At 73.7% G+C, this 23,236-nt stretch carries 22 protein-coding genes; 14 read left to right on the top strand and 8 right to left on the bottom strand.

Features of this window, described 5'->3' with window-relative positions:
• The first annotated feature begins 64 nt into the window (after window positions 1-64).
• Window positions 65-1,834, top strand: a complete 1,770-nt coding sequence (locus ACWCO8_RS00905) for a CocE/NonD family hydrolase (protein WP_451030872.1) — start codon at window positions 65-67, stop codon at window positions 1,832-1,834.
• A gap of 156 nt (window positions 1,835-1,990) precedes the next feature.
• Entirely contained in the window at window positions 1,991-2,698 is a 708-nt protein-coding gene (locus ACWCO8_RS00900) for a GNAT family N-acetyltransferase (RefSeq protein WP_451030290.1), read from the top strand.
• Window positions 2,699-2,760: 62 nt separating this feature from the next.
• Here the strand turns inward: ACWCO8_RS00900 and ACWCO8_RS00895 are convergent, their stop codons facing one another.
• Window positions 2,761-3,150, bottom strand: coding sequence for a cupin (locus ACWCO8_RS00895; RefSeq protein ID WP_451030289.1), 390 nt, complete (start codon window positions 3,148-3,150; stop codon window positions 2,761-2,763).
• 41 nt (window positions 3,151-3,191) lie between these two features.
• Window positions 3,192-4,097: an alpha/beta hydrolase gene (locus tag ACWCO8_RS00890; protein WP_451030288.1), complete on the bottom strand. Its 906-nt coding sequence runs from the start codon at window positions 4,095-4,097 to the stop codon at window positions 3,192-3,194.
• 120 nt (window positions 4,098-4,217) lie between these two features.
• On the opposite strand from ACWCO8_RS00890, the gene ACWCO8_RS00885 reads away from it, so the two are divergent.
• Window positions 4,218-5,267, top strand: coding sequence for a helix-turn-helix domain-containing protein (locus ACWCO8_RS00885; protein ID WP_451030287.1), 1,050 nt, complete (start codon window positions 4,218-4,220; stop codon window positions 5,265-5,267).
• A 25-nt stretch (window positions 5,268-5,292) separates the two neighbouring features.
• Here the strand turns inward: ACWCO8_RS00885 and ACWCO8_RS00880 are convergent, their stop codons facing one another.
• Window positions 5,293-6,387, bottom strand: a complete 1,095-nt coding sequence (locus tag ACWCO8_RS00880; RefSeq protein WP_451030286.1) for an adenosine deaminase — start codon at window positions 6,385-6,387, stop codon at window positions 5,293-5,295.
• Between the two features lie 55 nt (window positions 6,388-6,442).
• A complete protein-coding gene (locus ACWCO8_RS00875; RefSeq protein WP_451030285.1) occupies window positions 6,443-7,192 on the bottom strand; it encodes a GntR family transcriptional regulator in 750 nt (249 codons plus the stop codon).
• 157 nt (window positions 7,193-7,349) lie between these two features.
• Between ACWCO8_RS00875 and ACWCO8_RS00870 the strand changes: the two genes are divergently transcribed.
• The 4 genes from ACWCO8_RS00870 (at window position 7,350) to ACWCO8_RS00855 (ending at window position 10,125) form a co-directional block, all read left to right on the top strand.
• Window positions 7,350-8,777, top strand: coding sequence for an MFS transporter (locus ACWCO8_RS00870; protein WP_362002426.1), 1,428 nt, complete (start codon window positions 7,350-7,352; stop codon window positions 8,775-8,777).
• Window positions 8,778-8,930: 153 nt separating this feature from the next.
• Window positions 8,931-9,173: a DUF1049 domain-containing protein gene (locus tag ACWCO8_RS00865; RefSeq protein WP_362002427.1), complete on the top strand. Its 243-nt coding sequence runs from the start codon at window positions 8,931-8,933 to the stop codon at window positions 9,171-9,173.
• The gene (locus ACWCO8_RS00860) at window positions 9,170-9,526 is read left to right on the top strand and encodes a hypothetical protein (RefSeq protein WP_451030284.1); all 357 of its coding nucleotides are present in this window, start codon (window positions 9,170-9,172) and stop codon (window positions 9,524-9,526) included. Before ACWCO8_RS00865 ends, ACWCO8_RS00860 begins: the two co-directional genes overlap by 4 nt.
• A 26-nt stretch (window positions 9,527-9,552) precedes the next feature.
• Window positions 9,553-10,125: a GNAT family N-acetyltransferase gene (locus ACWCO8_RS00855; RefSeq protein ID WP_451030283.1), complete on the top strand. Its 573-nt coding sequence runs from the start codon at window positions 9,553-9,555 to the stop codon at window positions 10,123-10,125.
• Here ACWCO8_RS00855 and ACWCO8_RS00850 read toward each other — a convergent pair.
• Window positions 10,113-10,445 (bottom strand): DUF6204 family protein, encoded by a 333-nt coding sequence (locus tag ACWCO8_RS00850; RefSeq protein WP_451030282.1) that lies wholly within the window; start codon window positions 10,443-10,445, stop codon window positions 10,113-10,115. The two genes, ACWCO8_RS00855 and ACWCO8_RS00850, sit on opposite strands and share 13 nt — an antisense overlap.
• A 59-nt stretch (window positions 10,446-10,504) precedes the next feature.
• Here ACWCO8_RS00850 and ACWCO8_RS00845 point away from each other — a divergent pair, with 59 nt between their 5' ends.
• The 6 genes from ACWCO8_RS00845 to ACWCO8_RS00820 all read left to right on the top strand — a co-directional run bounded on the left by ACWCO8_RS00845 (window position 10,505) and on the right by ACWCO8_RS00820 (window position 19,061).
• Window positions 10,505-11,410: an arginase family protein gene (locus ACWCO8_RS00845; RefSeq protein WP_362002434.1), complete on the top strand. Its 906-nt coding sequence runs from the start codon at window positions 10,505-10,507 to the stop codon at window positions 11,408-11,410.
• A 48-nt stretch (window positions 11,411-11,458) separates the two neighbouring features.
• The gene (locus ACWCO8_RS00840; RefSeq protein ID WP_451030281.1) at window positions 11,459-13,417 is read left to right on the top strand and encodes a DUF5107 domain-containing protein; all 1,959 of its coding nucleotides are present in this window, start codon (window positions 11,459-11,461) and stop codon (window positions 13,415-13,417) included.
• Window positions 13,418-13,516: 99 nt separating this feature from the next.
• Window positions 13,517-16,867, top strand: coding sequence for an outer membrane protein assembly factor BamB family protein (locus ACWCO8_RS00835; protein WP_451030280.1), 3,351 nt, complete (start codon window positions 13,517-13,519; stop codon window positions 16,865-16,867).
• A gap of 15 nt (window positions 16,868-16,882) precedes the next feature.
• Window positions 16,883-18,226 carry a hypothetical protein gene (locus ACWCO8_RS00830; RefSeq protein WP_451030279.1) on the top strand — a complete coding sequence of 448 codons (1,344 nt, stop codon included), beginning with the start codon at window positions 16,883-16,885 and terminating at the stop codon, window positions 18,224-18,226.
• Between the two features lie 68 nt (window positions 18,227-18,294).
• Entirely contained in the window at window positions 18,295-18,504 is a 210-nt protein-coding gene (locus tag ACWCO8_RS00825) for a helix-turn-helix domain-containing protein (RefSeq protein ID WP_362002439.1), read from the top strand.
• Complete coding sequence (locus tag ACWCO8_RS00820) at window positions 18,504-19,061, top strand: Clp protease N-terminal domain-containing protein (protein ID WP_451030278.1); 558 nt, start codon at window positions 18,504-18,506, stop codon at window positions 19,059-19,061. Before ACWCO8_RS00825 ends, ACWCO8_RS00820 begins: the two co-directional genes overlap by 1 nt.
• Before the next feature lie 31 nt (window positions 19,062-19,092).
• Here ACWCO8_RS00820 and ACWCO8_RS00815 read toward each other — a convergent pair whose 3' ends face one another.
• The 3 genes from ACWCO8_RS00815 to ACWCO8_RS00805 all read right to left on the bottom strand — a co-directional run bounded on the left by ACWCO8_RS00815 (window position 19,093) and on the right by ACWCO8_RS00805 (window position 20,984).
• Window positions 19,093-19,440: a VOC family protein gene (locus tag ACWCO8_RS00815; RefSeq protein ID WP_451030277.1), complete on the bottom strand. Its 348-nt coding sequence runs from the start codon at window positions 19,438-19,440 to the stop codon at window positions 19,093-19,095.
• A gap of 21 nt (window positions 19,441-19,461) precedes the next feature.
• Window positions 19,462-20,298: a methyltransferase domain-containing protein gene (locus ACWCO8_RS00810; RefSeq protein ID WP_451030276.1), complete on the bottom strand. Its 837-nt coding sequence runs from the start codon at window positions 20,296-20,298 to the stop codon at window positions 19,462-19,464.
• A gap of 89 nt (window positions 20,299-20,387) precedes the next feature.
• Window positions 20,388-20,984 (bottom strand): N-acetyltransferase family protein, encoded by a 597-nt coding sequence (locus ACWCO8_RS00805; protein WP_451030275.1) that lies wholly within the window; start codon window positions 20,982-20,984, stop codon window positions 20,388-20,390.
• A 230-nt stretch (window positions 20,985-21,214) separates the two neighbouring features.
• Between ACWCO8_RS00805 and ACWCO8_RS00800 the strand changes: the two genes are divergently transcribed.
• The gene (locus ACWCO8_RS00800; RefSeq protein WP_451030274.1) at window positions 21,215-23,065 is read left to right on the top strand and encodes a transketolase; all 1,851 of its coding nucleotides are present in this window, start codon (window positions 21,215-21,217) and stop codon (window positions 23,063-23,065) included.
• Window positions 23,066-23,236: the final 171 nt, after the last annotated feature.

Here is a 23,236-nt window from a genome sequence, read left to right as displayed (position 1 = left end):
GTCACACCATGGGCCCGGTTCGGTACTTACCAGTCGGTATCCTCAGCGTGGAGGCCCCGTGTCCGTGTCCCGTGCGCTACCGCTCTCCCGAAAGCTCCTCGCTCTGGCCGCGAGTTCGGCGCTCGCCGCGCCGCTCGCCCTGGCCGGCCCCGCGAGCGGCGCCGAGCCCGGCGCGTACACCGTCACCCCGCTGACGTTCACCGTCGAGGCGGGCGGGCGCACCTGCGCCGTCGACGCCGACCTGTACCGGCCTGCCGGGGTGGACGAGGCGCACCCGGCGCCCGCCGTGCTCGCCACCAACGGCTTCGGCGGGAGCAAGGCGGACGGGTCCACTGACGCCATCGGGAAGGCCTTCGCCGCGCGCGGCTACGTCGGACTCGTCTACTCCGGGCTCGGCTTCGGCAAGTCCGGCTGCCTGATCTCCCTCGACGACCCCCGCATCGACGGGCAGGCCGCCGCCCGGCTCCTCGACTTCCTCGGCGGCACCCGGGCGGCCGACGACGGCACCCGCGCGGACTTCGTCACGCAGGACGGCGCGGGCGACCCGCGCGTCGGCATGATCGGCGGCTCCTACGGCGGCGCCATCCAGCTCGCCACCGCCTCCGTCGACCCCCGGCTGGACGCGCTCGTCCCGCTCATCACCTGGAACGACCTCGCGTACTCCCTCGCCCCGAACGCCGCCGACCGCGCCACCCCCGGCGTCTTCAAATGGCAGTGGGCCAACGGCTTCTACCTGATGGGGGAGGGGCAGCCGCTGCTCGTCCCGTCCCTCGATCCGTCCCGGATCAACAGCCTGCGCTGTCTGCACTTCGTCACCGACGCCTGCGACACCGTCCGGCTGCTCAACTCCGGCCGCTACCCCGCCGCCGAGACGAAGAAGATGCTCGACTTCGCCCGGAGCGTCTCCCCGGTCTCGTACCTCGACCGGGTCAAGGCACCGACCCTGATCGTCCAGGGCCAGGCCGACAGCCTCTTCACCCTCAACGAGGCCCAGGACACCTACGAGCGGCTCCAGGCGCGCGGCGTCGAGACCAAGATGATCTGGCAGTCCTGGGGCCACAGCGGCGGCCAGGCACCCGGCGAACTCGACCTCGGGCAGGGGAACCTGGAGAGCAGTTACGTCGGCGGGCGCGTCCTCGCCTGGTTCGACCGGTACCTGCGCCGCGACGCGAGCACGGACACGGGCGCCGAGTTCGCGTACTACCGCTCCTGGCAGAGCGGCTACGGCACCGCGGCCGGCGTCCCCGCCCTCAGCCAGAAGCTCTACCTCTCCGGGGACGGCAAGCTCGTCGACAACCGCGCCAAGGTCGCCCGCGGGTCCCGCACGTACTCCAACTGGCTGGTCCCCACGAGCCACTCCGAATCCTCGCTCGCCGGCCTCATCGGGCTGCCCGACCCGCAGCCGTACGACATCGCGGGCACCCACCTCGCCTGGACCAGCGCCCCACTGACCGCCCCCGTCGACCTCGTCGGCGCCCCGAAGGCGACACTCCGGGTCGTCTCCCCGAAGGCCGAGCGGGTCCAGGACTCCGGCGACGCCGCCGACAGGCTGGTGCTCTTCGCCAAGGTCTACGACGTGGCACCGGACGGGAAGAAGACCCTGGTCAACCGGCTCGTGGCGCCCGTGCGCGTGCCCGACGTGACCCGGCCGTTCACGGTCGAGCTGCCGGGCATCGCCCACCGCTACGAGGCGGGCCACCGGCTGGAGTTCGTGATCGCGGCGAGTGACGACGCGTACGTCGGGAACCGGGGGCTGAAGCCGGTGATCGTCACCGCCGCGCCGGAGGACACCGGCATCCTTGAGCTGCCACTTGTCAAGGGCCGGGTGGGTTAGCGGCCAGAAGGGTGGATTCACGGGACCTTCGGCCGGTCTTTACCTGTTCTTTTCCCACTCCGCGGGCAGCGGGCCGCAGACTGTGCCTCCGCCTACGCACCGTGAGACGCCGGTGCGGGTGGCATCTCCCCGCCTCGTAGAAGGACCGAAGGCCCCGTGCCACTTTCCCTTGTGCTGTCCGGCCGCACCGTACGGCTGGAACCCCTCGCACCACAGCACGCCGTCGCGATCGCCGCGGCCGGCACCGAGGACCGTACGACGTACGCGTTCACGCCCGTCCCCCACAGCCTGGACGCGGCGGAGATCTATATCGAACGGGCCCTGGCCGATCAGGCCGCGGGCCGGGCGCTTCCCTTCGCCGTCGTCAGTACCGCCGACGGGCGGGTGGTCGGCTCGACCCGCTTCCTGGAGCTCGACTACTGGCAGGGACCGCTGGTCTGGCCCGCGGTCCCCGGGGTGCCCCACGGCGACCCGCTCACCGCGGTCCCCGACGCGGCCGAGATCGGCAACACCTGGCTCTCACCGGGAGCCCAGGGCACCGGCATCAACACCGAGGCCAAGCTGCTGATGCTGCGCCACGCCTTCGAGGCGTGGGGCGTCCGCCGCGTCTCGATGCGCGCGGACGCGCGCAACCTGCGCTCCCGGGCCGCCATCGAACGCCTGGGGGCCACCTGCGAGGGTGTGCGCCGGGCCCACTCGCGCGGCCTGGACGGGGCCGTACGGAGCACCGCCTTCTACTCGGTCCTGGACGAGGAGTGGCCGATGGTCCGCGGCATCCTCGAAGCCCGCACGGCGCACCACGCCCCGCGCGCCTCCGACGCGCAGACCGCCACGGACCCCCGGGGTCCGCTCGTCTGCGCGTAGGCCGTCGCGCGAAGCCGCAGGGCAGCCCCCCGCTCGGACCCGGGGGCTGCCCTGACGTGCTCTCAGGCCTCGGTCCGCCGCTCCAGGCGGCTTCCGCGCGGCCGGGTGAGGGACATGATGTCGCTGGGGCCGTTCAGCGTGATCCGGTGCCATCGGCCGCGCGGCACGACCGCCGCGGTCCCGGCCGCCAGCTCGATCCCCTCCTCGGCCCCACCCGGGGACTCGGGGCGGAAGGAGAGCCGTATCCCACCGGTCAGACAGGCCACCACCTCGTCCGCCTCCGTGTGGATCTCCCAGTGGTCGGCGTGCACGTCGGCGTCGTCCTCGACGTGGAACGTCATCACCTGCCAGCCGTCCCGCTCGGGGTCGAACTCGGGAGGCACGGCGTGCACCTCACCGCCGGGGTCGATGCGGAGGAACGAGGAGAAGAGGTCGATCGGGGTGACGCTCATGTCGTGAGGCCTTTCCTCGGTGGTGGTCGGGTGGTCGTCGTTCACCCGGTGGGCCCGGTCAGCGCGCGGCGCAGGGCCGCGCCGAGTTCGGCGAGCTGCCGCTGGGAGACGTCGGCCGACAGGATCGCCTGCGACCCGTGGAAGGTGCCGGGCCACTGGTGCAGTTCGACCGACACGCCCGCCTGGAGCAGGCGCAGCGCGTAGGCGATGTCCTCGTCGCGGAGCGGGTCGAACTCCGCGGTGGAGAGGTACGCGGAAGGGAGCCCGGACAGGTCGGTCGCCCGGGCCGGCGCCGCGTAGGGGGTGGCCTGCCCGGAGCCCAGGTAGTGCCGCCACGCCATCGCGACGGTGGCGCGGTCCTGCGCGGGCGTGTCCGTGAAGGTGCGCTGCGACCAGGTCTCCTGCCGGTCGTCCAGGGCCGGCTGATTGAGCAGCTGGAAGCGGATCGGGGGACCCTGCTCGTCCCGCGCCCGCAACGCCACCGCCGCCGCGAGACCGCCGCCGGCGCTGTGCCCGCCGACCGCGATCCGGTCCGGGTCGACGCCGAGCTCGGCCGCGTGCTCGGCCGTCCAGGACAGCACGGCGTACACGTCGTCCAGGGCGGCGGGGAAGCGGTGCTCGGGAGACCGGCGGTAGTTCACCGAGATCACGACCGCGCCGGAGCCGGCCGCGAGCCGGGCGCCCCAGTGGCGCTCGGTGTCCAGGTCGCCGACGACCCAGCCGCCGCCGCTCAGCCAGAGGACGGCGCCCTGGGCGTCCTTCGGCCGGTAGATCCGTACCGGCACGTCAGGATCGGCGGGCACCGTTCGGTCCTCGACGTCCAGGCCCGTGGTGTCGGGCGCCGGTATCGAGGCGGCGAGCGCGGCGACCCTGGCCCGGGCGGCCACCGGGTCGGTCAGGTCCAGTCGGGGGAGCAGGGGGACGAAGGGTTCGAGTTCGGGATCCATGCGCCTCATCCTCACGGCCCCCGACCGCGCGGTCACCCCGTCGCCCGTCGCGTCTCCCGCCCCGATCGCGCACCGATCGGCGCGCCCCTCCGCGCCCCTCGCGCGCTCTACTCTTGCGCCATGGAGGCACTCGCCGTACGGCTGTCGGGACTGGATGCGTACGCCGAAGGCGCGATCCGCGTCGTCGCGTTCTACGACACGCTCATGCGCCGCCGGGTGGACCTTCCGGCGCTCGCGCGGGCCTCTGCGGGGCTTGCCGAGTGCGTGGCCGGGATCCGGCTCCATGGCACGGGACGGGCGCTGCGCGTCGCGCCCGACGGCAGCCCGCCGGCGGATCCGCCGACGCCTGTACCCGGGTCCGCGCCCGTGCCGATCACCCTGGACGAGGAGGAGATCGGCGAGGTGTGGCTGGAGCGGCCCGGACCTCCGCTGCTCCTCGACGTGGTGGTCCTGGAGCGGCTCGCCCTGGCCGCCGCGACGGTCGTCGAGCGGTACGGACCGGCCCGGACCACCATGGCCGATCCCGCCCTCGTCGAACTGGTCATCAGCTCCGGCGGCGACGAGGCCGCCACGGCACGGGCGTTACGGCTCCTGGGGTTCGCCCCCGACGTGCCGGTGGAGGTCGTCGCCGTACGGTCGCGGCTGCCCCTCCACCGGATCGGCGCCCTGGTCTGCCCGGGTCGCCCGGTGAAGGCGGCCACGGTCGGCGACGTGGGCGTCCTCCTGACCACGGGCGTGGACGAGGACCGGTTCCCCGCGGACGCCCGCGCGGGCATCGGCGCCGCCGACGGCCCGGAACGGTCCTGGCGGCAGGCCCGTACCGCGCTCCGGTTCACCACCCCGCACCGGCCGGTCGTCCACCACGCCCGGCTCGGGGCGCTCGCGCTCCTGGCGCAGGTGCCGCCGGGCGCCGCACGGGAGGACCCGGACGTGGCGGCGATCGCCGCCCTCGCCGGCAACGCGGGCGACCTCGCGACCCTGGACGCCTACTGCGCCACCGGCTCCCAGCGCCGGGCCGCCCAGCTCCTCCACCTGCACCACAGCAGCGTCGCCCGCCGCCTGGAGCAGATCGGGAAGGCCCTGGGCATCGACCTCGCCGAACCCGCGGGCCTTGTCCGGGCCACCGTCGCGCTCACCACGTGGCGGCTGCTCGCCGACCGCGAGAGCTGACCGGCCCGGACCGGGGTCCCACCCCCTACGCGGACGTGAGCGCCGCGTATCCCGGGCGGACGATCTCGTCGATCAGCCGCTGCCGCTCCGGAAGCGGGAGGAAGGCGGCGTCGAGGGCCGCGATCGTGAACTCCTCGAAGACCTCCGGGCCGTAGCCGAAGGCGTCCACCATGTGCTGGAACTCCTCGCTCATGGTGGTGCCGGAGACCAGCCGGTTGTCCGTGTTCAGCGTGATCCGGAAGCCGAGGCGGCGCAGCTCGTCGATCGGGTGCGAGGCGTAGTCCTTGGCGGCGCCCGTCTGGAGGTTGGAGGTCGGGCAGACCTCCAGGGCGATCCGGTTGTCGCGGACGTACGCGGCCAGGTGGCCGAGCGTGCCGTCCTCGGCGATGTCGTCCGTGATCCGCACGCCGTGACCGATCCGCTCGGTGCCGCAGACCTGCACGGCCTCGTGGATCGACTCCGCGCCGACGGCCTCGCCCGCGTGGATCGTGAAGTGGCAGTTGTGCCGCTTCAGGTGCTGGAAGGCGGGCAGGTGACGGGCCGGCGGGTTGCCGATCTCGCCGCCGGCTATGTCGAAGCCGGCCACGCCCTGGTCCCGGTGCGCCACCGTGAGCTGGGCGATCTCCAGCGAACGGTCGGTGTGGCGCATGCCCGTGAGGAGGGTGCGGACGGTGATCCGGCCGCCCGAACGGCGCTCGCCCTCGCGGAAGCCGTCGTTGACCGCCTCGACGACCTCGTCCAGGGTCAGCCCGGCCGCCTGGTGCTGCTCGGGGGCGTAGCGGATCTCGGCGTAGACGACCCCGTCGGCCGCCAGGTCCTCGGCGCACTCGGCCGCGATCCGGTGCAGCGCCTCGCGGGTCTGCATGACCGCGCAGGTGTGGGCGAAGGTCTCCAGGTACCGCTCCAGCGAGCCGGAGTCGGCGGCGTCCCGGAACCAGACCGCGAGCGCGGCCGGGTCCTCGGTGGGCAGTGCGGTGTAGCCGCACTCCCGGGCCAGTTCGACGATCGTGGCGGGGCGCAGGCCGCCGTCCAGGTGGTCGTGGAGGACGGCCTTCGGCGCGCGGCGGATCCACTCGGCGACGACGGCAGGGGCAGCGGCAGGGTTGTCAGACAAGTGCATGGCGCGGAAGTGTACGCCACGGCGGGGGCGGGGCGCTGTGACGGCCGTCGCCCGCTCAGTTGGACTGGAGGACCGGCAGCGCCGGCGCGCCCGTGGGGAGCATGTGCTTGGCGGCCAGGACCGGGGTCTCCCCGACCCGTACCACCTGGGTGACGAGGACCGCCGGGGTGTCGGCGGGGCGGCCGAGCTGCTCGCCCCTGCGCTGTCCGAGCAGGGTCGCCGTCACGCTGCTGTGCGCGCCGAGCGACACCCCGCGCGAGGCCCCGGCGAGCACCGCCAGCATCGAGGTCCGCGCGGGCGCGGGCTCGGTGCGCAGTGCCTCGGCGAAGGCCGGGTGCGCCCGCTCCAATACGTCGTCGGCCGCCGCCCACTCCTGGCTGAGCGCGGCCGCCGCACCCTCCCCGGCCAGCAGCGACTCCCAGAACCGCAGCTCCGCCCTGGCCGGCGCGAGCAGGTGCTGGGTGGTGAAGTCGGTCGGCTCCTCGACCGCCCGCAGCAGCGCCCGTACCCGCAGCGGCGCGCCCGCGCCGATCAGCTCCTCCAGGGGCTGGATGTGCTCGAAGCCCCGCCGGGGCGGGTGGTCGTTGACCGTACGGCCGACCCCGCGCCGTACGGAGAGCAGGCCGTCCTCCTGGAGCAGCAGCAGGGCCTCGCGCAGGGCGGGGCGGCTGACGCCCAGTTCGCCGGCGAGCTTCGGCTCGGAGGGCAGGGTCGAGCCGGGGGGATAGGTGCCGTCGTGGATGGCGTCGGCGATGCGCTCGTAGAGCACCACGACCGGTCGCCGCTGCTGTCCGCTGACCGCCACTGCCCCTCCTCCGTCGACTTGTCGGCAAGTGAACGGTATTCCGAATCACAGGTCAAAGGGTCTTGACGTGTGACGCGCGTAGAACTCACTCTGTTCGGGCGTTGCTTGTCAGACAAGCTCGGTTCATCGTTATGACATCCACGGCAAAGGGGCCCACATGTCAGCCACATCCGACCTCAAGGGCCGAGGTCCCATGCTCCTGGCGATGGTGCTCGCCGTTCTCGGGTACCAGATCAACGCCACCATGCTCAGCCCCGCACTGCCGGATGTCATCGAGCGCCTCGGCACCACCACGGCCGCCGCCGGTCTCTCCCAGACCCTCTTCTTCCTGATGGCGGCCATCGGCCAGGTCACCCTCGCCCGCCTCAGCGACCAGCGCGGCCGCAAGCCGATGATGATCGTCTGCGCCTTCGTCCTGATCGCCGGCAACCTGCTCTGCGTCTTCGCGCCGAACATCGAGATCTTCATCGCCGGCCGCATCCTCCAGGGCATCTCGGCGGCGATGTTCACCCTCGCCTTCCTCACCCTGAACCAGCTGCTCACGCCGGCCGGCTTCGGCAAGGCCGCGGGCATCATCACCGCCGTGAACGGCGGCCTCGCCGGGATCGACGCCATCGCCGGAGGCCAGATCGCCGACACCATCGGCTTCCGCGGCATCTTCGTCTGCTCCACCCTGATCGCCGTCGCGGGCCTGATCGGCGTACGGAAGTACGTCCCCGACGTCCCGCCCACCGCGACCGACGGCCGCTTCGACTCCCGGGGCATCGCCGCCCTCGCGCTCGGCCTCACCGGCATCCTCGTCGGCCTCGCCCAGGGCGCCGCCTGGGGCTGGACCTCGCCTCTCACCCTCGGCTTCCTGCTCGGCGGTCTCGCCTCGCTGGTCTTCTTCGTCGTCTCGCAGAAGAGCGCGGCCAACCCGGTCATCGACCTCGACGTCCTGGCCTCCCGCCGCGCCTGGCCGCTGCTGCTCACCACCGTCTGCACCCTGGGCGGCGCCTTCGGCGCCATCGCGCTGACCATCCCGCTCTTCTCGCAGGACGCCCGGGTCGGCCTCGGGCTCTCCGCCGTGACCGCGGCCGTCCTCTTCCTCACCCCGATCCAGCTGATCGGTGTGGTCTCCGCCCCGCTGACCGGGCGCCTCGGCCCGAGGATCGGCTGGCGGAAGATCGTCGTGACCGGCGCGATCGCCAACTTCGCGATCTTCCTCCTCGCCACCTTCTTCCTGCACGACGAGTGGATCCTGGTCGCCTCGCTCGCGGCGCTCGGCGTCACCTACGGCGGCTTCATGCTGACCGGCCTCAACGGCCTCGCCGTCACCACCGCCCCGAAGGACAAGCCCGGTTCGCTCTCCGGCCTCAACGGTGCCTGCTTCGGCATCGGGGCTTCCCTCGGCATCGCCCTGGCCTCCGCGATGATCACCGCGGGCAGCGACGCGGGCGGACCGACCGAGGCGGGCTACCAGCACGCGATGTACGCGGCCCTCGCCCTGCTCGGCATCGGCGTCGTCACCGCCCTGCTCATCCAGCGCCCCGACCCGGCTGAGGAGCCGGCCGACGAGCCGCAACTGGTCCTCGCCCACCACTGAGCCGGTCGGCCCACCGGCCGGGCTCACCGACCAGGCACGACGGGCGAGGCCGCACCCTCACCCGTACGGCCCTCCCACCGCCCCCGTGCGGACCGGATCCCTCCATCCTGGTCCCACGGGGGCGGCCGCGTACGACGGAGGAGAGGTCCGGGCATGAGTCCCAAGGAGACATCGAGCGGCGCAGCGCCCCGCTCCACCGGACCCTTCACGCCCGGCCGGATCGCGATGGCGGCCGTCGCCGTCATCACCCTCGTCCTGATCTTCGAGAACACCCGCCAGGTCAGGATCCGGCTGCTCATTCCCGAGGTGACGATGCCCCTCTATCTGGCTCTCCTCGCCACGACCCTGCTCGGCGGGGCCTGTGGCTACTACGCGGCGACCCGGCGGCGCGCATGAGGAAGGCGGCATTCCTCGGCGCCGGTGCCCTCCTCGCCCTCGCGGCCGTGGCGGTCACCTCGGCGGACGACGCGGTCGCGGCCGACGACGGCGTGCCGGTGCCCGCCCGGCCGATGCCGGCCTTCGTCGGCAAGGGCCTCTGGCGGGTGTTCACCGCCCTCGCCCCGCGCACCCGCCTCGACGTCCACGACGTCGGCGGCCGCGACCGACGGGTGCTCTGGCCGCCGAGCTGGTGGGTCTGCACGCAGTACCCGGACGAGGGCGCGGCCCTCGACGGCCGGACGACGGTCGTGATCGGCGTGGTCAAGCGCGGCGAGACCTGCCCGCCCCGCGTCCGCTCGGCCCGCCGCTGACGTCCCCGCCCTGGCACCCTGGGACCATGTCCGACGATCTTGACCCGTACCCGTACCTCACCGCCGGCCCGCGCGTCGGCCTGCGCGGCTACTCCCTCGACGACGCCGAGGAGTTCACCGCGCGGGCGCGCGAGAGCCGCGCCACCCACCGGCCCTGTCTCTTCCCGCCCGACCGGCCCGAGCACTACGTCGCGTACGCCAAGGCGCTGACCGAGGACCCCGCCAGGGCGGGGTTCCTGGTCTGCGAGCGGGCGGAGCAAGGCCGGATCGCCGGGTTCCTCAACATCAACAACATCGTCCGGGGCGCGTTCCTCAGCGGCGCCCTCGGCTACGGCGCCTTCACGCACGCGGCCGGCCGGGGACTGATGAGCGAGGCCCTCGGCCTGCTCCTCCCGTACGCCTTCGGTCCCCTCGGGCTGCACCGCCTGGAGGCCAACATCCAGCCGGGCAACGCCGCTTCGCGCGCGCTCGTGCGCCGGGCCGGCTTCCGGCTCGAAGGGTTCTCGCCCGCCATGCTGCACATCGACGGCGCCTGGCGGGACCACGAGCGCTGGGCGATCACCGCGCCGGAGCCTCCAGCCCCCGCTCAGCGCTTGTAGTTGATCTTCATCGTGTCCATGTCGGTCACGGACGACCTCAGCGCCCCGTGGGCGTGACCGAGCTCGGCGAGCGCCGTCTCCACCCGGTCCTCGGCGAGGACGCCGGCCATCTCCTCGCCGTCCGCCGCGTCCGAGACGACGACAAGCCGGTACGAGAAGTGCTTCAGCGTCCTGTCGTAGCTGAGCGAGCCCTCCTCGGTGAACCGCATCGACTCGATCCCGTGCGCGTCCACCTCGGCGAGGAGGCGGGCCCGGCTCTCCTCGGACAGTCCCTCGAACGCGCCGCGCACGATCACCCGGTAGGTGTGCTGGGTGCTCATCTCTCTCCGTACTCCCGTCACCGTTGAAGATCCAGAGTACGGCGGAGAGGATGGGGCGCATGCGGAATATCGTGGCCCTCGACGCCCCCTCCAACCTCGGCCTGCGACCGCCGGTTCCCGGTACCGTGCCCGGCTGCCACAAGCTCGCCGGGGTCCTCCGCGAGAACCGGATCGTGGCCCGGCTCGGCGCCCTCGAAGGCGGGGTCGTCACCCCGCCCCGCTACGACCTCGGCGACTGGCAGGAGGGCGACGGCGTCTTCAACGCGGCCGCCCTCGCGACGTACACCCGCACCCTCGCCGACCGGATCGAACACCACGTACGGGCCGGGGACTTCCCTCTGGTCCTCGGCGGCGACTGCTCGATCCAGCTCGGCGCCTCCCTCGCCCTGCGCCGCATCGGCCGCTACGGACTCGCCGCCGTCGACGCCTCTCCCGACTTCCGCCACCCCGGCAACTCCGACCGCGTCGGCGCCGCGGGCGGCGAGGAGCTGGCCCTCGCCACCGGTCGGGGCCAGCGGGACCTCACCGACCTGGAGGGCCGCGGCCCCTACCTCCGCGAGGAGGACGTCCGGCTCTTCGGCATCCGCGACGCCTACCACGACGACCCCGAACTCGTGGAGCTGCGCGCCCTGAAGGTCCCCGTCGTCACCGTCGCCGACCTGCGCGCCTGGGGACCTGCCGAGCTCGCCGCCGCCACGGTCACCGCCTTCGGGACCCCCGCGCTCGACGGCTTCTGGGTGCACCTGGACGCCGACGTCCTCGACCCCTCCGTGATGCCGGCCGTCGACAGCCCCGACCCCGACGGGCTGCTTCCCGAGGAACTCGTCCCGCTGCTGCGGACCTTGGTCCGCTCCGAGCGCTGCGTCGGCCTCAACGTCACGATCTACGACCCCGATCTCGACCCGGACGGCACGGCCGGAGCACTCCTCACGGACCTCGTCGTCGCCGCCTTTGCCGAAGACTGACGGACAGACCCCCTGGTCGGACGCGCGCCCGCCGTGTTCGATGGCGCCATGACGACCGTACGACGTGCCGTACTGACCCTGCCCGCGGCTCCGTTGGGCCCGGACAACCCGCTGCCCGCGCTGCGGATCCTCGACGGGACCCCGGCGGTCGACCCACGGGCCGTCGAGGGCGAGCTGCCGCGCGACATGGCCCGGCAGCTCGGGTACGCGCCCCTGCGCACCATGATGCCCGCCCCGGTCCGCGACGGCTACGGACGGGAGCGCGTGCCCGCCGACCTCGACGCGCTCGTCATCGAGAACGACCGGGTGCGCGCGACCGTGCTGCCCGGCCTCGGCGGGCGCGTCCACTCCCTGCACCACAAGCCCACGGGCCGCGAACTCGTCCACCGCAACCCGGTGTTCCAGCCCGCCGCCTTCGCGCTCAACGGCGCCTGGTTCGCCGGCGGCATCGAGTGGAACATCGGCGCCACCGGCCACACCACCCTCTCCTGCTCGCCGCTGCACGCCGCGATCGTCCCGGCGCCCGGCGGCGGGCAGATGCTGCGCCTGTGGGAGTGGGAGCGGCTGCGCGACCTGCCCTTCCAGGTCGACCTGTGGCTGCCCGAGGGCAGCGACTTCCTCTACGTCGGCGTACGGATCCGCAATCCGCACGAGCGGACCGTCCCCGTCTACTGGTGGTCCAACACCGCCGTCCCCGAGGACCGCAGGATCCTCGCCCCCGCCGAAACGGCGTGGCATCACGGCTACGAGCGCGGCCTGCGCCGCGTGCCCGTACCGGTCGCCCCGGACGGCGCGGGCCGGTCCGAGGACCGTACGTACCCGCTGCGCAGCACCCTTCCCGCCGACTACTTCTACGACGTCCCGGACGCGGGCAGGCGCTGGATCGCCGCCCTCGACGAGACCGGCGGGGGACTCGTGCAGACGTCGACGGACCTGCTGCGGGGGCGGAAGCTCTTCCTCTGGGGCACCGCGCCCGGCGGCCGGCGCTGGCAGGAGTGGCTCACCGCTCCCGGCGCCCCCGGGTACGCCGAGATCCAGGCCGGACTGGCCCGGACCCAGCTGGAGCACCTGAAGCTGGAGGGCGGCGCGGAGTTCAGCTGGCTGGAGACGTACGGACCGCTGGCGGCCGATGCCGGGACCGTGCACGGCGAGGACTGGGGTGCGGCCCGCGCGGACGTGGAGCGGGCCCTGGAATCGGCCCTGCCGCGCGCCGCCGTGGACGCCGCGTACGCGACCTGGCGGGCCTCGGCCGCCGACGCCGAACCTGTCACCGTCCTCGCGGCGGGCTCCGGCTGGGGCGCCCTCGAAGTCCTGGCCCGTGGGCACGAACTGCCCGGGACGCCGTTCCCCGCGTCGACCCTGGGGGAGGAGCAGAAGCCGTGGCTGGAGCTGCTCCGTACGGGCGTCCTGCCGCCGCTGCCCGAGGGCGCCCCGCCCGGCCCGTCCCTGGTGGCGGACCACTGGCGGGACATGCTGGAGACCGCGCCGGCCGAGCCGCTGACCGAGTACCACCTCGGGATCGCGCAATGGCACGCGGGCGACCTCGCGCAGGCGGAACGGAGCTGGGAGCGCGGACTCCAGAAGGAAGGCGGCGTGCGCTGGCCGCTGCTGCACTGCCTGGCCGTCGCCGACCAGGAGGGCGGGCACCCGGCCAGGTCCGCCGAACGGTTCGCCGAGGCCTTCGAGGCCCTCGACGGCGACGACCTCCTGGTGACGGGCGCGCTCGGCCGGGAGGCGGTCACCGCGCTCCTGGCGGCCGGGTGCGTCCCGCAGGCCCGCGCGCTCCTGGACCGGCTGCCGGACGAGGCACGCGCGCGTGGGGCGTTCCGCCTCCTTGAGGCCCGGCTGTTCCTCGCCGAGGGGCGGAGGGCCGAGGCCCGGGCCGTCTTCGACGCGGGCTTCGAGGTCGCCGACCTGCGCGAGGGCGCGGAGACCCTCGGCGAGCTGTGGTCGGCCCTGACCGACGAACCGCTGCCGGACGCGTACGAGTTCCGGATGCGCCCCTAGGCGCCTGAACGAGCGAAGGCTGAACACTTGCGGTCGGGTTGATGACTTCCGTTGATGAATGACCGGAAACCGAACACCGGCGTGGCTAGCTTTCGCTGTATGACACACATACGCACAGCGGCCGGGCTCTCCCTCGCGCTGCTGTTCCTCGTGCTGGGCATCGGCGCCCAGCCCGCGTTCGCGCATGTCTCGCGCGAGCACGCGGAGCTTGTGGTCGCCCCCGGTGACGGCGTCACCAGCGGCCGGCTCATCGTCCACCACGACATCGTGACGCCCGAGCAGGCCGGGGCCTGGGCCTCCGGCCTGCTCGCCGCGGGCTGCCCGGCCACCGGCTCGGGCGTCCCCGGCGACAACGGCGGGGCGCCGGGCGGCGTGGTCGTCGAGCTCGCCTGGAGCTGCCGGATCGACGCCCTCGACCTCGGCCCGCTCATCGAGACGGCAGGCCTGACCCAGGTCGTCGTCGAGTTCGACGGCACGACCGCCGACGCCACCGCGGCCACGCCGCTCGTCGACTCCGACGGCGTCCACGCCCTCCCGTCGTTCCCCTGGCGCACGGTGCTCACGGTCGCCCTGGGCGCGGTGGCCGCCGCCGCGCTGCTCATGGCCGCCCGCCGGCTGCGCGCCTCCACGCGGCGCGTCCAGGCCGCTGCCGCGGGCGCCCTCGCGCTCTCCTTCCTCGCGCCCCAGGCCGCGTTCGCCGACGACACCGCCGAACCCGCCACGGTCACGGTCGAGGGCTCGGTCTTCAAGGACGCCAACGGCAATGGCGAGCGGGACCGGGGCGAGCGCCCCATGCCCGGCGTCGACGTCACCGACGGCGCCGTGTGGACCACCACCGGCGCCGACGGCTCGTACCGCCTCCAGGTCGACCCGGCGCGGCGCGAGACCGACCTCGTCAGCATCGTCTCGCCCGACGGCTACACGCCCGCCCTGCGCGAGGACTGGATCCCGCGGTTCTTCCAGAAGGTCCCCGAGACCGGCGCCACCGGCGTCGACTTCGCCCTCGTCCCCGACCGCAACGCCTCGAACCCCACCGAGAAGTGGGTCATGAACTCCGACCCGGAGGTCGGCAACCGCACCGACGACGAGGCCCGCCGCATCCTGCCCCAGTGGACCGGACAGGTGCAGGCGATGTCCGAGGTCGACGGCGCCACCCTGCAGATCGCCACCGGCGACCTCACCGTCACCGACTACGCGGCCGAACCGCGCCGCCAGGGCGGCTACGACCTGTTCAGCAAGGGCCTCCAGGAGGGCCGGCTCGGCCATCCCTTCTACCCGGTCATGGGCAACCACGACTTCGGCGGCACGGCGGCCTCCCAGGGCTACGCCGGCAGCATGGAGTACTACCGCCGCAACCTCGGCCCCGAGTGGTACAGCTTCGACCGCAACGGCCGCCACATCGTCGTCCTGGAGGACAACTACGACGCCGGCGGCCTGAAGGCGCAGCTGGAGTGGCTGCGCCAGGACCTCGCCCGGCACGCGGTCGGCAAGCAGGTCTTCGTCTTCGCCCACCGCTCGCTTTTCACCCAGTGGGGCCCGGGCGCGGGCATGCAGCCCACCATCGACGAACTCGCCAAGTACGACGTACGGATGGTCGCGGCCGGCCACAACCAGCAGGCCGAGTTCCGCCGCGGCGCCTTCAAGCGCTCGGTCGAGATCAACAACCAGGGCACGTACGGCATCGACGGTGCCCGGCCCGACTACAAGGTCCTCGACTTCAGCTCCATCACCGACGACCCGCGCACCCACCGGAACGAGGACACCGGGCATGTGACCGGTATCCACCGCCAGTTCGACATCGACGACGACGCGGCGCTCGTCAGCCCCGCCGACGGCAGCGTCCACGGTCGCCGGGCCGGTGTGCCCGTCGAGGTGTACGCGGAGGACGACGGCCGCACCCCCGCCAAGGCGGTCCTCACCGTCCGCGACAGCCGGGGGCGCGTCGTCGAGCGCGAGGACGTGCGGTTCGGGAAGGGCGCGTCGCGTCCGGGCATCGAGAACTGCTACACCCCGCCCGGCGGCAAGGCCGAGGCCTGCCCCGCACCGCGCGGAGCCTGGACCCGCGCGAGCGGCACCGTGGACGGGCTGCGGCCCGGCACGTACACCGCCGAATCGGTCGCGTACGACACCCGGGGCAAGAAGTTCCCGGTCGTACGGAACACCTTCCGCGTCGTGGACGACTCCGCGCTCGGCAAGCCCCGGGCGGGCCAGGACTGGCTGCGGCAGGGCGGCACCGAGGAGGGCCGCTCCGCGAGCGGCGACGACCCGGGCGCCCAGCTCGACCTGAAGTGGGCCCGGCACACCGGCGAGCAGTTCAACCTCAACGGCTCGGTCGTCGCGGACGGCAGGCTCATCGTCTCCTCGCGCGCCTTCGACTCGCCGTACAGCATGATGCTCGCCTACGACATCGCCAGTGGGCGTCAGGTGTGGCGTACGTACCTCGACGGTGACGCCGAGTCGGCGCCGACGCTCCACGGCGGAAAGGTCTATCTGACCACCGGTGTCGGCCGGATCTACGCCCTCGACGCGGCCACCGGGAAGATCGCCTGGCAGTCCATCGACCGCGAGGAGAACCACGGCGACACCGTGCGCCGCTACGGCCGCGCGGGCGGCCCGGTCAGCGTCTTCTCCCTCACGGGCGGTACGGAGCGGGAAGTCGCCGTCTACCAGGACGCGTACACCGTCCGCTGCCGCGACGCCGAGACCGGCGGCATGCTGCCCGGCGGCTTCGGAGCGTCCTTCTCCTGGGGCCAGGCACACAGCACCGCCGTGCGCGTGCCCGGCACCGACACCGCCTACCTGCACTCCATGTCGAGCAACACCGTCATCGCCATGGACCTCGCGACCTGCACCCAGCTGTGGGTGAAGGACACGGCGGGCGACATCGACAGCCACTCGTCCCCCGCGCTCACCGACCCGGCGACGGGCACACCGCAGTTGGTGACCCACACCGCGTACGGCACCCGGGGCCACGACCCGGCCACCGGCGCCGTGGTCTGGGAGTCCAAGCTCGGCGGCGGCAGCACCTGCGAGCCGGGGCGCGCCCCGCTCACCAGCCCCGCCGTGTGGGGCACGACCGCGTACGTCGCGGGCCGCGACGGTGTCGTCCGCGCCTACGACACCACCTCTCCCACCCCGTCGAAGCCGGTCTGGGAGACCAAGGCCGGCTACCTGCCGGGCGAGAGCCCGCTGGACGACAAGTGGCGCGCGGCGGCGGGCTGTTCCGCCGGGGACGGCTCCCCGACGATGCACCCGCTGGTGACGGGCGACCAGGTGTACGTCGGGACCTGGGACGGGCGGCTGCTCGTCCTGGACCGGGCCACCGGCCGGCAGACCGCCTCGTACAACCTCGGCGCGGGAGTGGCCTCGGCCCTCTCCGTCAGCGGTGACTGGCTCTTCGCCCTCACGGACGACGGCACGGTCCACGCGCTGGCCGGGCGCCGGAAGTAAGGGGGGAGCACCACCGTGCGAGCTCTGCGCACCGGGGTGCTGCTCCTGCTGACCGCCGTCTCCGCGCTGCTCTTCGGCAGCGCGGGGACGGCGCAGGCGCACCCCTTCGGAACCCCGCCCGTCGTGAAGATCGTGGCGTCCGGCACCGCCGTCGAAGCCACCTGGTCGGCCCAGCCGGACGACGTCGCCGTCCTGAAGGACCGGTCCGGCGGCGACCCGGCCGGCTATCTGCGCCGGCACCTCGTCGTACGCCAGGACGGCCGCGCCTGCCCGGTCGACCGGGCCGAGGGCATGACGGTCCACTTCGCCTGCCCGCGCGCGGCGGACCGCATCGAACTGACGGTCACGGCCCTGACGGACGTCGACGCCGCCTACCGGACTCTCTCGGTGACCCACTCCGGCGCGGGCGGGCTGCACACGGCCGACGAGCCCACGCGGAGCCTGGCGCTGACGGGGACGGCCGCCGGGTCGGGCGGGTCGGGCCCTTCCGGGTCGGGCGGGTCGGGCGCGTCGGGCCTGTCGGCCTGGAGTTGGACCACCGACCTGACGTCGCTGCTCGACCACGACGCCGCGCTCCCGCTCGCGCTCCTCGTGTCGGCGGCCGTCGGCGCGCTGCACGCGTGCGCGCCGGGACACGGCAAGTCGCTGGCGGCCGGGTACCTCGTGGCAGGCCGGGGCAGGGCGCGGGACGCGGTCTGGCTCGGCGGGATCGTGGCCGTCATGCACACCCTCTCGGTGGCGGTCCTCGCGGTGGGCTGGTGGCTGGCGGCGAACAGCACGCCGGACATCGCGGCGCTGACGGGGTGGCTGCAACTGCTCGCCGCGCTGGTGGTGGTTGGGGTGGGGGTGAGTCTGCTGCGGCGCCATCTGCGGGGGCAGGGAGGCCATGGCCATCACCACCACGATCACCATCACCACGATGGAGAGGGGCACACGCACGATCACAGCCACGGCCACGGCCACGAGCACGGCCACGGGCACAGCCACAGCCATGGGCACAGCCATCACATCCCCGACGCCCCCTCCCTCCTCACCTGGCGCGGGCTGCTGCTGCTCGGCACCTCGGGCGGGCTGCTGCCCTCGCCCTCGGCGTTCCTGGTGCTGCTGACCGGTCTCCTGACCGGCAAGGTCGGCACCGCCCTCGTGCTGGTCGGCGCCTTCGGTCTGGGCATGGCGCTCACGCTGACCGGCGTCGGCCTGGTCGTGCTGCGCGGCCGGGACGCGCTCCGCGCCCGCGTCTCCGGCTCGGCGGCGCTGCGCCGGTGGAGCCTGCGGGTTCCCGTGGTCGCGGCGTCGGCCGTGGTGGCCGGTGGGACGGTCGCCTCGGCGGTCGCCGCGGGGCATCTCCTCGCGTCCTAGGCGCGTCGGACCCCTTCTCCTGTCAACTGTGGTTGACAGGAGAAGGGGTGTCAACGTAGGTTGACGCCATGACCGATGCAACCGATCTCGCCGCGCGGGCCGGGGACCGTGATCCCCGGATCGGCCTTCGGGCCGTGACCGCACTGCGGCGGCTCCTCGAGCAGTTGGAGGCCGTCCAGGTGCGCAGCGCCCGCGCCCAGGGCTGGTCGTGGCAGGAGATCGCGGCGGAGCTGGGCGTGAGTAGGCAGGCCGTGCACAAGAAGTACGGGAGGCATTGATGTTCGAGCGATTCTCGGCAGGGGCCCGGGCCGCGGTGATCGAGGCCGTGGAGCGGGCCCGGCGCGACCGCGCCGCCGTGGTCACCGAAGAGCACCTGCTGCTCGCGCTGTTCGACGCGGAGGGGACCAAGGTGTCCTTCGTGCTGCGGGCCCTCGGTGCCACCGACCGGCGGGCCTCGCTGGAGGCGCAGCTCTCCGACGCCCACCGGCGGGGCGGCCTGTCGAAGGCCGACATGGAGGCGCTCGCGGGCCTCGGGATCGACGTGCCGGAGATCGTCGCCCGGGTCGAGGAGGCCCACGGGCCGGGCGCCCTCGCCGACGACCGGAAGGACGGCTCCCGGCGCTTCGGAGGGCCCACGTTCAGTCGCGAGGCCGCGAGCGTCTTGGAGCGGTCGCTCCGGATCTGCCTCGGCCGCCGCGAGAAGGTGATCGGCGACGAGCACCTGCTCCTCGCCCTGACCGCCCGCCCGGGCGTCGTGGCCGAGGCACTCGCGGACCACGGCATCACCTACGAGTCGGTGGAACGCGCCCTCGGGCAGGGTGCGTCCGCCGCCTGATCCGGCGGCCCCGCGTACCGCGGGGCGGGGCTCAGGCCCGCCGGTCGACGTACTCGAAGACCGAGCCGTCCGGGTGGACCGCGATCAGATTGCGGCCCACCGGCGTGGGGACCGGGCCCGCAAGGATCTTGGCGCCGGCCTCGGCGAGCGCGGTGAACGCCGCGTCCACGTCCTGGACGGAGATGGTCGCCGCGACCTTGCGCAGGACCTCCAGCTCCTCCTCCGGTCCGCTCATCAGGAGGAAGCACCCGACGGCCGCCACCGACACCCCGCCCCGCTCGAAACGCTGGGCCGGGGTGCCGGTGAGCCGCTCGTAGAACTCCACCGCGGATTCGAGATCGTCGACGCAGATACGCAGAGTGGTCCCCAGAATCACCATGCGAACGAGCCTAGTTGAGGATCACCGGACCCGGCAGAGGATCTCGCCGTGGGGGACCATGAACCAGCCGTCCTCCTGTCCGCCCCACTCCCGCCACGCCTCCGCGATCTCCTTCAGCGTCTCCGGCGTCGCGTGCCCGCCCTCCACGGCCAGTCGGGCGTAGACCGACTCCGTCGTCCGGTCCGCCCACAGCCCGCTCCACCACGCCCGCTCCTCGGGCGTCGCGTAGCACCAGGTGCCCGCCGTCGTGGTGATGTCGGTGAACCCCGCCGCGCGCGCCCAGGCGAACAGCCGCCGCCCCGCGTCCGGTTCGCCGCCGTTGGCCCGCGCGACCCGCCGGTACAGCTCCTGCCAGCGGTCCAGGACGGGGGAGGCCGGGTACCAGGTGAAGGCCCCGTAGTCGCTGTCCCGGGCGGCGACCACTCCACCGGGACGGCACACCCGCCGCATCTCGCGCAGCGCCCGCACCGGGTCGCCGACGTGCTGCAGCACCTGATGGGCGTGGACGACGTCGAAGGAGTCGTCGGGGAAGTCCAGGGCGTGGACGTCGGCGACCGCGAACTCCACGTTCTCCAGGCCCCGTTCGGCGGCGACCGCCCGCGCCTTGGCCAGGACGTCCTCGGAGGCGTCGACCGCGGTCAGGCGGCCCGGCGCGACCAGCGCGGCCAGGTCGGCGGTGATCGTACCGGGGCCGCAGCCCACATCCAGGACGTCCAGACCGGGCTTCAGTTCGGGCAGCAGATAGGCCGCGGAGTTCGCGGCGGTGCGCCAGGTGTGCGAGCGCAGCACCGACTCGTGGTGCCCATGGGTGTAGACGGCGGTCTCGTGCGGCCTTTGCTGATCGGAGGCATGCGTCATTGCCGGACTCCCTCGGTATCGGTGGGTACGGCAACGGTACGCGCATCACCCGCATGGTGAGACCCGCATCTCGCCATGTGGGCAACCGGTCACGCGAACAGACGCCGCCGGTAGCGGAGTTCGTCGAGCGCCCGGCCCGCCGTCGTGTCCCGGACGACGGTGCCGTCCGGCCGCCAGCCCGCGGCCTCGTAGAAGCGGCGCCCCCGCGCGTTGTCCGCGAGGACCCACAGCGCCGCGTCCCGGAACCCGTCCGCCACGAGCGCCTCCTCGGACGCGGCCAGCAGCCCCCGGCCCACCCCCGACCCCCACGCCTCCGGCACCACGTAGAGCGCGGCGATCTCCCCGGTCGTGGCCGGATCCAGCCGGTCGTCCCTTCCCGAGTCCGTTCCCGCGTCCGGTCCCTCGGCCGTGCCCTCGCCAACTCCCGCGTCCGGCTCTTCGCCCGGCCAGGCCCGGAAGCAGCAGAACCCCACGACCTGCCCGGCGGCCCCGTCCTCCGTCGCCACGAGCACGCCCGGCGCCTGCGGCTCCGCGAGCCGCGCCGCCCAGACGGCGGCGCGCGCGTCGATGTCCAGGCCGTCGAGGTACGGGCGGGGGAGCAGGTCGCGGTAGGCGGCTTGCCAGGAGCGGACGTGGACGGCGGCGATGGCCGCCGCGTCCTCGGGCAGCGCTGATCGGATCGGCATGCGCCGCATTCTCCGCGCGCCCGCGCGAGCACAGCGAGCGGATTTCGCGACCCGCCCGCGATCCCGGCCACGACCCGTCGGCGATCCCGCCCGCCCGCCGCCCCCGACCCCGCCCGCCCCCCCCGTCCGCCACCCCACGGAGGCGGGCATACGGGGCGCCCGCCTGGGTACCCGGCCCGTGGGGAGCCCGCCGTGGTCGACCGCCACGGGCCCGTGGAGGAAGGATCTCGATGCGGTACGAAACGATGTCCTCGCTCGCCCGGCAGCTCCGCGTCGACGCCGTGCGCGCGACCGACGCCGCCGGTTCCGGCCACCCCACCTCCGCCATGTCGGCCGCCGAGATCGGTGCCGTCCTCCTCGCCCGTCACCTCCGCTACGACTTCGACCGCCCCGACCACCCGGGGAACGACCGGCTCGTCCTCTCCAAAGGGCATGCCTCGCCCCTGCTCTACGCCATGTACCGGGCCGCGGGCGTCGTCGGTGAGCGGGAGCTGCTCAGCTTCCGCCGCGAGGGCAGCCTCCTCGAAGGGCATCCCACACCCCGGCTGCCCTGGGTCGACGTCGCCACGGGATCGCTCGGCCAGGGGCTGCCCGTCGGCGTCGGCATGGCGCTCGCCGGGAAGTTCCTCGACCACGTCCCGTACCAGGTGTGGGTGGTCGGCGGGGACAGCGAGATGGCCGAGGGGTCCGTCTGGGAGGCCGTCGAGCACGCCGCGTACTGCCACCTCGACAACCTCACCCTGATCGTCGACGTCAACCGGCTCGGCCAGCGCGGCCCCACCCGCCACCAGCACGACCTGGGCGCCTACGCCGAGCGTCTGGAGGCCTTCGGCTGGCACACCGTACGGATCGACGGCCACGACGTCGAGGCCGTCGACGCGGCCCTGCGCGAGGCCCGCGCGACCCTCCGCCGGCCCACGGCCGTGCTCGCCGCCACCCGCAAGGGCCGGGGCGTGGCCGCCGTCGAGAACCGCGAGGGCATGCACGGCAAACCGCTCCCGGACGCCGAGGCGGCCATCGCCGAACTCGGCGGCACCAGCGACCTGCGCGTCGAGGTCACCGAGCCGCCCGCCGCCCTCGTGCCGCGCCCGGTGCCGAGCGGCCCGCCGTCCCTCCCGACCTACGCCCGGGGCAAGGAGGTCGCCACCCGGGACGCCTACGGCGACGCCCTCGCCGCCCTCGGCCGGACGCGCGGCGACGTCGTCGCCCTCGACGCGGAGGTCGGCGACTCGACCCGTACCGACCGCTTCGCCAAGGAGCACCCCGAGCGCCACTTCGAGTGCTGGATCGCGGAGCAGCAGCTCGTCGGGGCGGCGGTCGGGCTCCAGGCGCGCGGCTACGTCCCGTACGCGGCGACCTTCGCCGCCTTCCTCACCCGCGCCCACGACTTCGTCCGGATGGCGGCCGTCAGCCGGGCCGGGATCAACCTCGTCGGCTCGCACGCCGGTGTCTCCATCGGCCAGGACGGGCCCAGCCAGATGGGCCTGGAGGACCTGGCCATGATGCGCGCGGTCCACGGCTCCACCGTCCTCTACCCCTGCGACGCGAACCAGACGGCGCGGCTCGTCGCGACCATGGCCGACCTGGCCGGGGTCCGCTATCTGCGCACCACGCGCGGGGCGACGCCGGTCCTGTACGGGCCCGAGGAGGAGTTCCCGGTCGGCGGGAGCAAGGTGCTCCGCGACCACGGCGAGGACGACCGGGCCACGATCGTCGCCGCCGGGGTGACCGTCCACGAGGCCCTGCGGGCCGCCGACCGGCTGGCGGGCGAGGGGCTGCCGGTCCGGGTGATCGACCTCTATTCGGTCAAGCCGGTCGACGCCGCCACCCTCGACCGGGCGGCCGGGGCCACCGGCTGCGTGCTGACCGTGGAGGACCACCGGCCCGAGGGCGGCCTCGGCGACGCGGTCGCCGAGGCGTACGCCAACGGCCACGGCGGTGTCCCGCGCCTCGCCCGGCTCGCCGTCCGCTCCATGCCGATGTCGGCGACCCCGGAGGAGCAGCTCCACGAGGCGGGCATCGACGCTGACGCGATCGTCTCGGCGGTCGAACTGATGCTGGAGCGCGTGCTGGTGCGCTGAGACGACGCCTCCCTGACGATTCGTCACAGGATGAAGGACACCTCCCTGACGGTCCGTCAGAGGACGAAACATGACGAGCCCGTGAACAGATCGTTCCCGGGCCTTCCCTGCGCCTAGCATCGGGCCCGCCGCCCCCCACCCACCGCGTGTCCGCCGCCGCACGGAGGAGAA

The sequence above is a fragment of the Streptomyces sp. NPDC001927 genome, assembly GCF_053594455.1.
This window is presented reverse-complemented; position numbering and strand designations above follow the sequence as displayed.

Excerpts from the sequence above, each read along its gene's own strand:
- ACWCO8_RS00895 (WP_451030289.1), bottom strand. The coding sequence starts at position 3,150 with ATGAGCGTCACCCCGATCGACCTCTTCTCCTCGTTCCTCCGCATCGAC.
- ACWCO8_RS00890 (WP_451030288.1), bottom strand. The coding sequence starts at position 4,097 with ATGGATCCCGAACTCGAACCCTTCGTCCCCCTGCTCCCCCGACTGGAC.
- ACWCO8_RS00885 (WP_451030287.1), top strand. The coding sequence starts at position 4,218 with ATGGAGGCACTCGCCGTACGGCTGTCGGGACTGGATGCGTACGCCGAA.
- ACWCO8_RS00880 (WP_451030286.1), bottom strand. The coding sequence starts at position 6,387 with ATGCACTTGTCTGACAACCCTGCCGCTGCCCCTGCCGTCGTCGCCGAG.
- ACWCO8_RS00870 (WP_362002426.1), top strand. The coding sequence starts at position 7,350 with ATGTCAGCCACATCCGACCTCAAGGGCCGAGGTCCCATGCTCCTGGCG.
- ACWCO8_RS00865 (WP_362002427.1), top strand. The coding sequence starts at position 8,931 with ATGAGTCCCAAGGAGACATCGAGCGGCGCAGCGCCCCGCTCCACCGGA.
- ACWCO8_RS00860 (WP_451030284.1), top strand. The coding sequence starts at position 9,170 with ATGAGGAAGGCGGCATTCCTCGGCGCCGGTGCCCTCCTCGCCCTCGCG.
- ACWCO8_RS00855 (WP_451030283.1), top strand. The coding sequence starts at position 9,553 with ATGTCCGACGATCTTGACCCGTACCCGTACCTCACCGCCGGCCCGCGC.
- ACWCO8_RS00850 (WP_451030282.1), bottom strand. The coding sequence starts at position 10,445 with ATGAGCACCCAGCACACCTACCGGGTGATCGTGCGCGGCGCGTTCGAG.
- ACWCO8_RS00845 (WP_362002434.1), top strand. The coding sequence starts at position 10,505 with ATGCGGAATATCGTGGCCCTCGACGCCCCCTCCAACCTCGGCCTGCGA.
- ACWCO8_RS00840 (WP_451030281.1), top strand. The coding sequence starts at position 11,459 with ATGACGACCGTACGACGTGCCGTACTGACCCTGCCCGCGGCTCCGTTG.
- ACWCO8_RS00835 (WP_451030280.1), top strand. The coding sequence starts at position 13,517 with ATGACACACATACGCACAGCGGCCGGGCTCTCCCTCGCGCTGCTGTTC.
- ACWCO8_RS00825 (WP_362002439.1), top strand. The coding sequence starts at position 18,295 with ATGACCGATGCAACCGATCTCGCCGCGCGGGCCGGGGACCGTGATCCC.
- ACWCO8_RS00820 (WP_451030278.1), top strand. The coding sequence starts at position 18,504 with ATGTTCGAGCGATTCTCGGCAGGGGCCCGGGCCGCGGTGATCGAGGCC.
- ACWCO8_RS00815 (WP_451030277.1), bottom strand. The coding sequence starts at position 19,440 with ATGGTGATTCTGGGGACCACTCTGCGTATCTGCGTCGACGATCTCGAA.
- ACWCO8_RS00810 (WP_451030276.1), bottom strand. The coding sequence starts at position 20,298 with ATGACGCATGCCTCCGATCAGCAAAGGCCGCACGAGACCGCCGTCTAC.
- ACWCO8_RS00805 (WP_451030275.1), bottom strand. The coding sequence starts at position 20,984 with ATGCCGATCCGATCAGCGCTGCCCGAGGACGCGGCGGCCATCGCCGCC.
- ACWCO8_RS00800 (WP_451030274.1), top strand. The coding sequence starts at position 21,215 with ATGCGGTACGAAACGATGTCCTCGCTCGCCCGGCAGCTCCGCGTCGAC.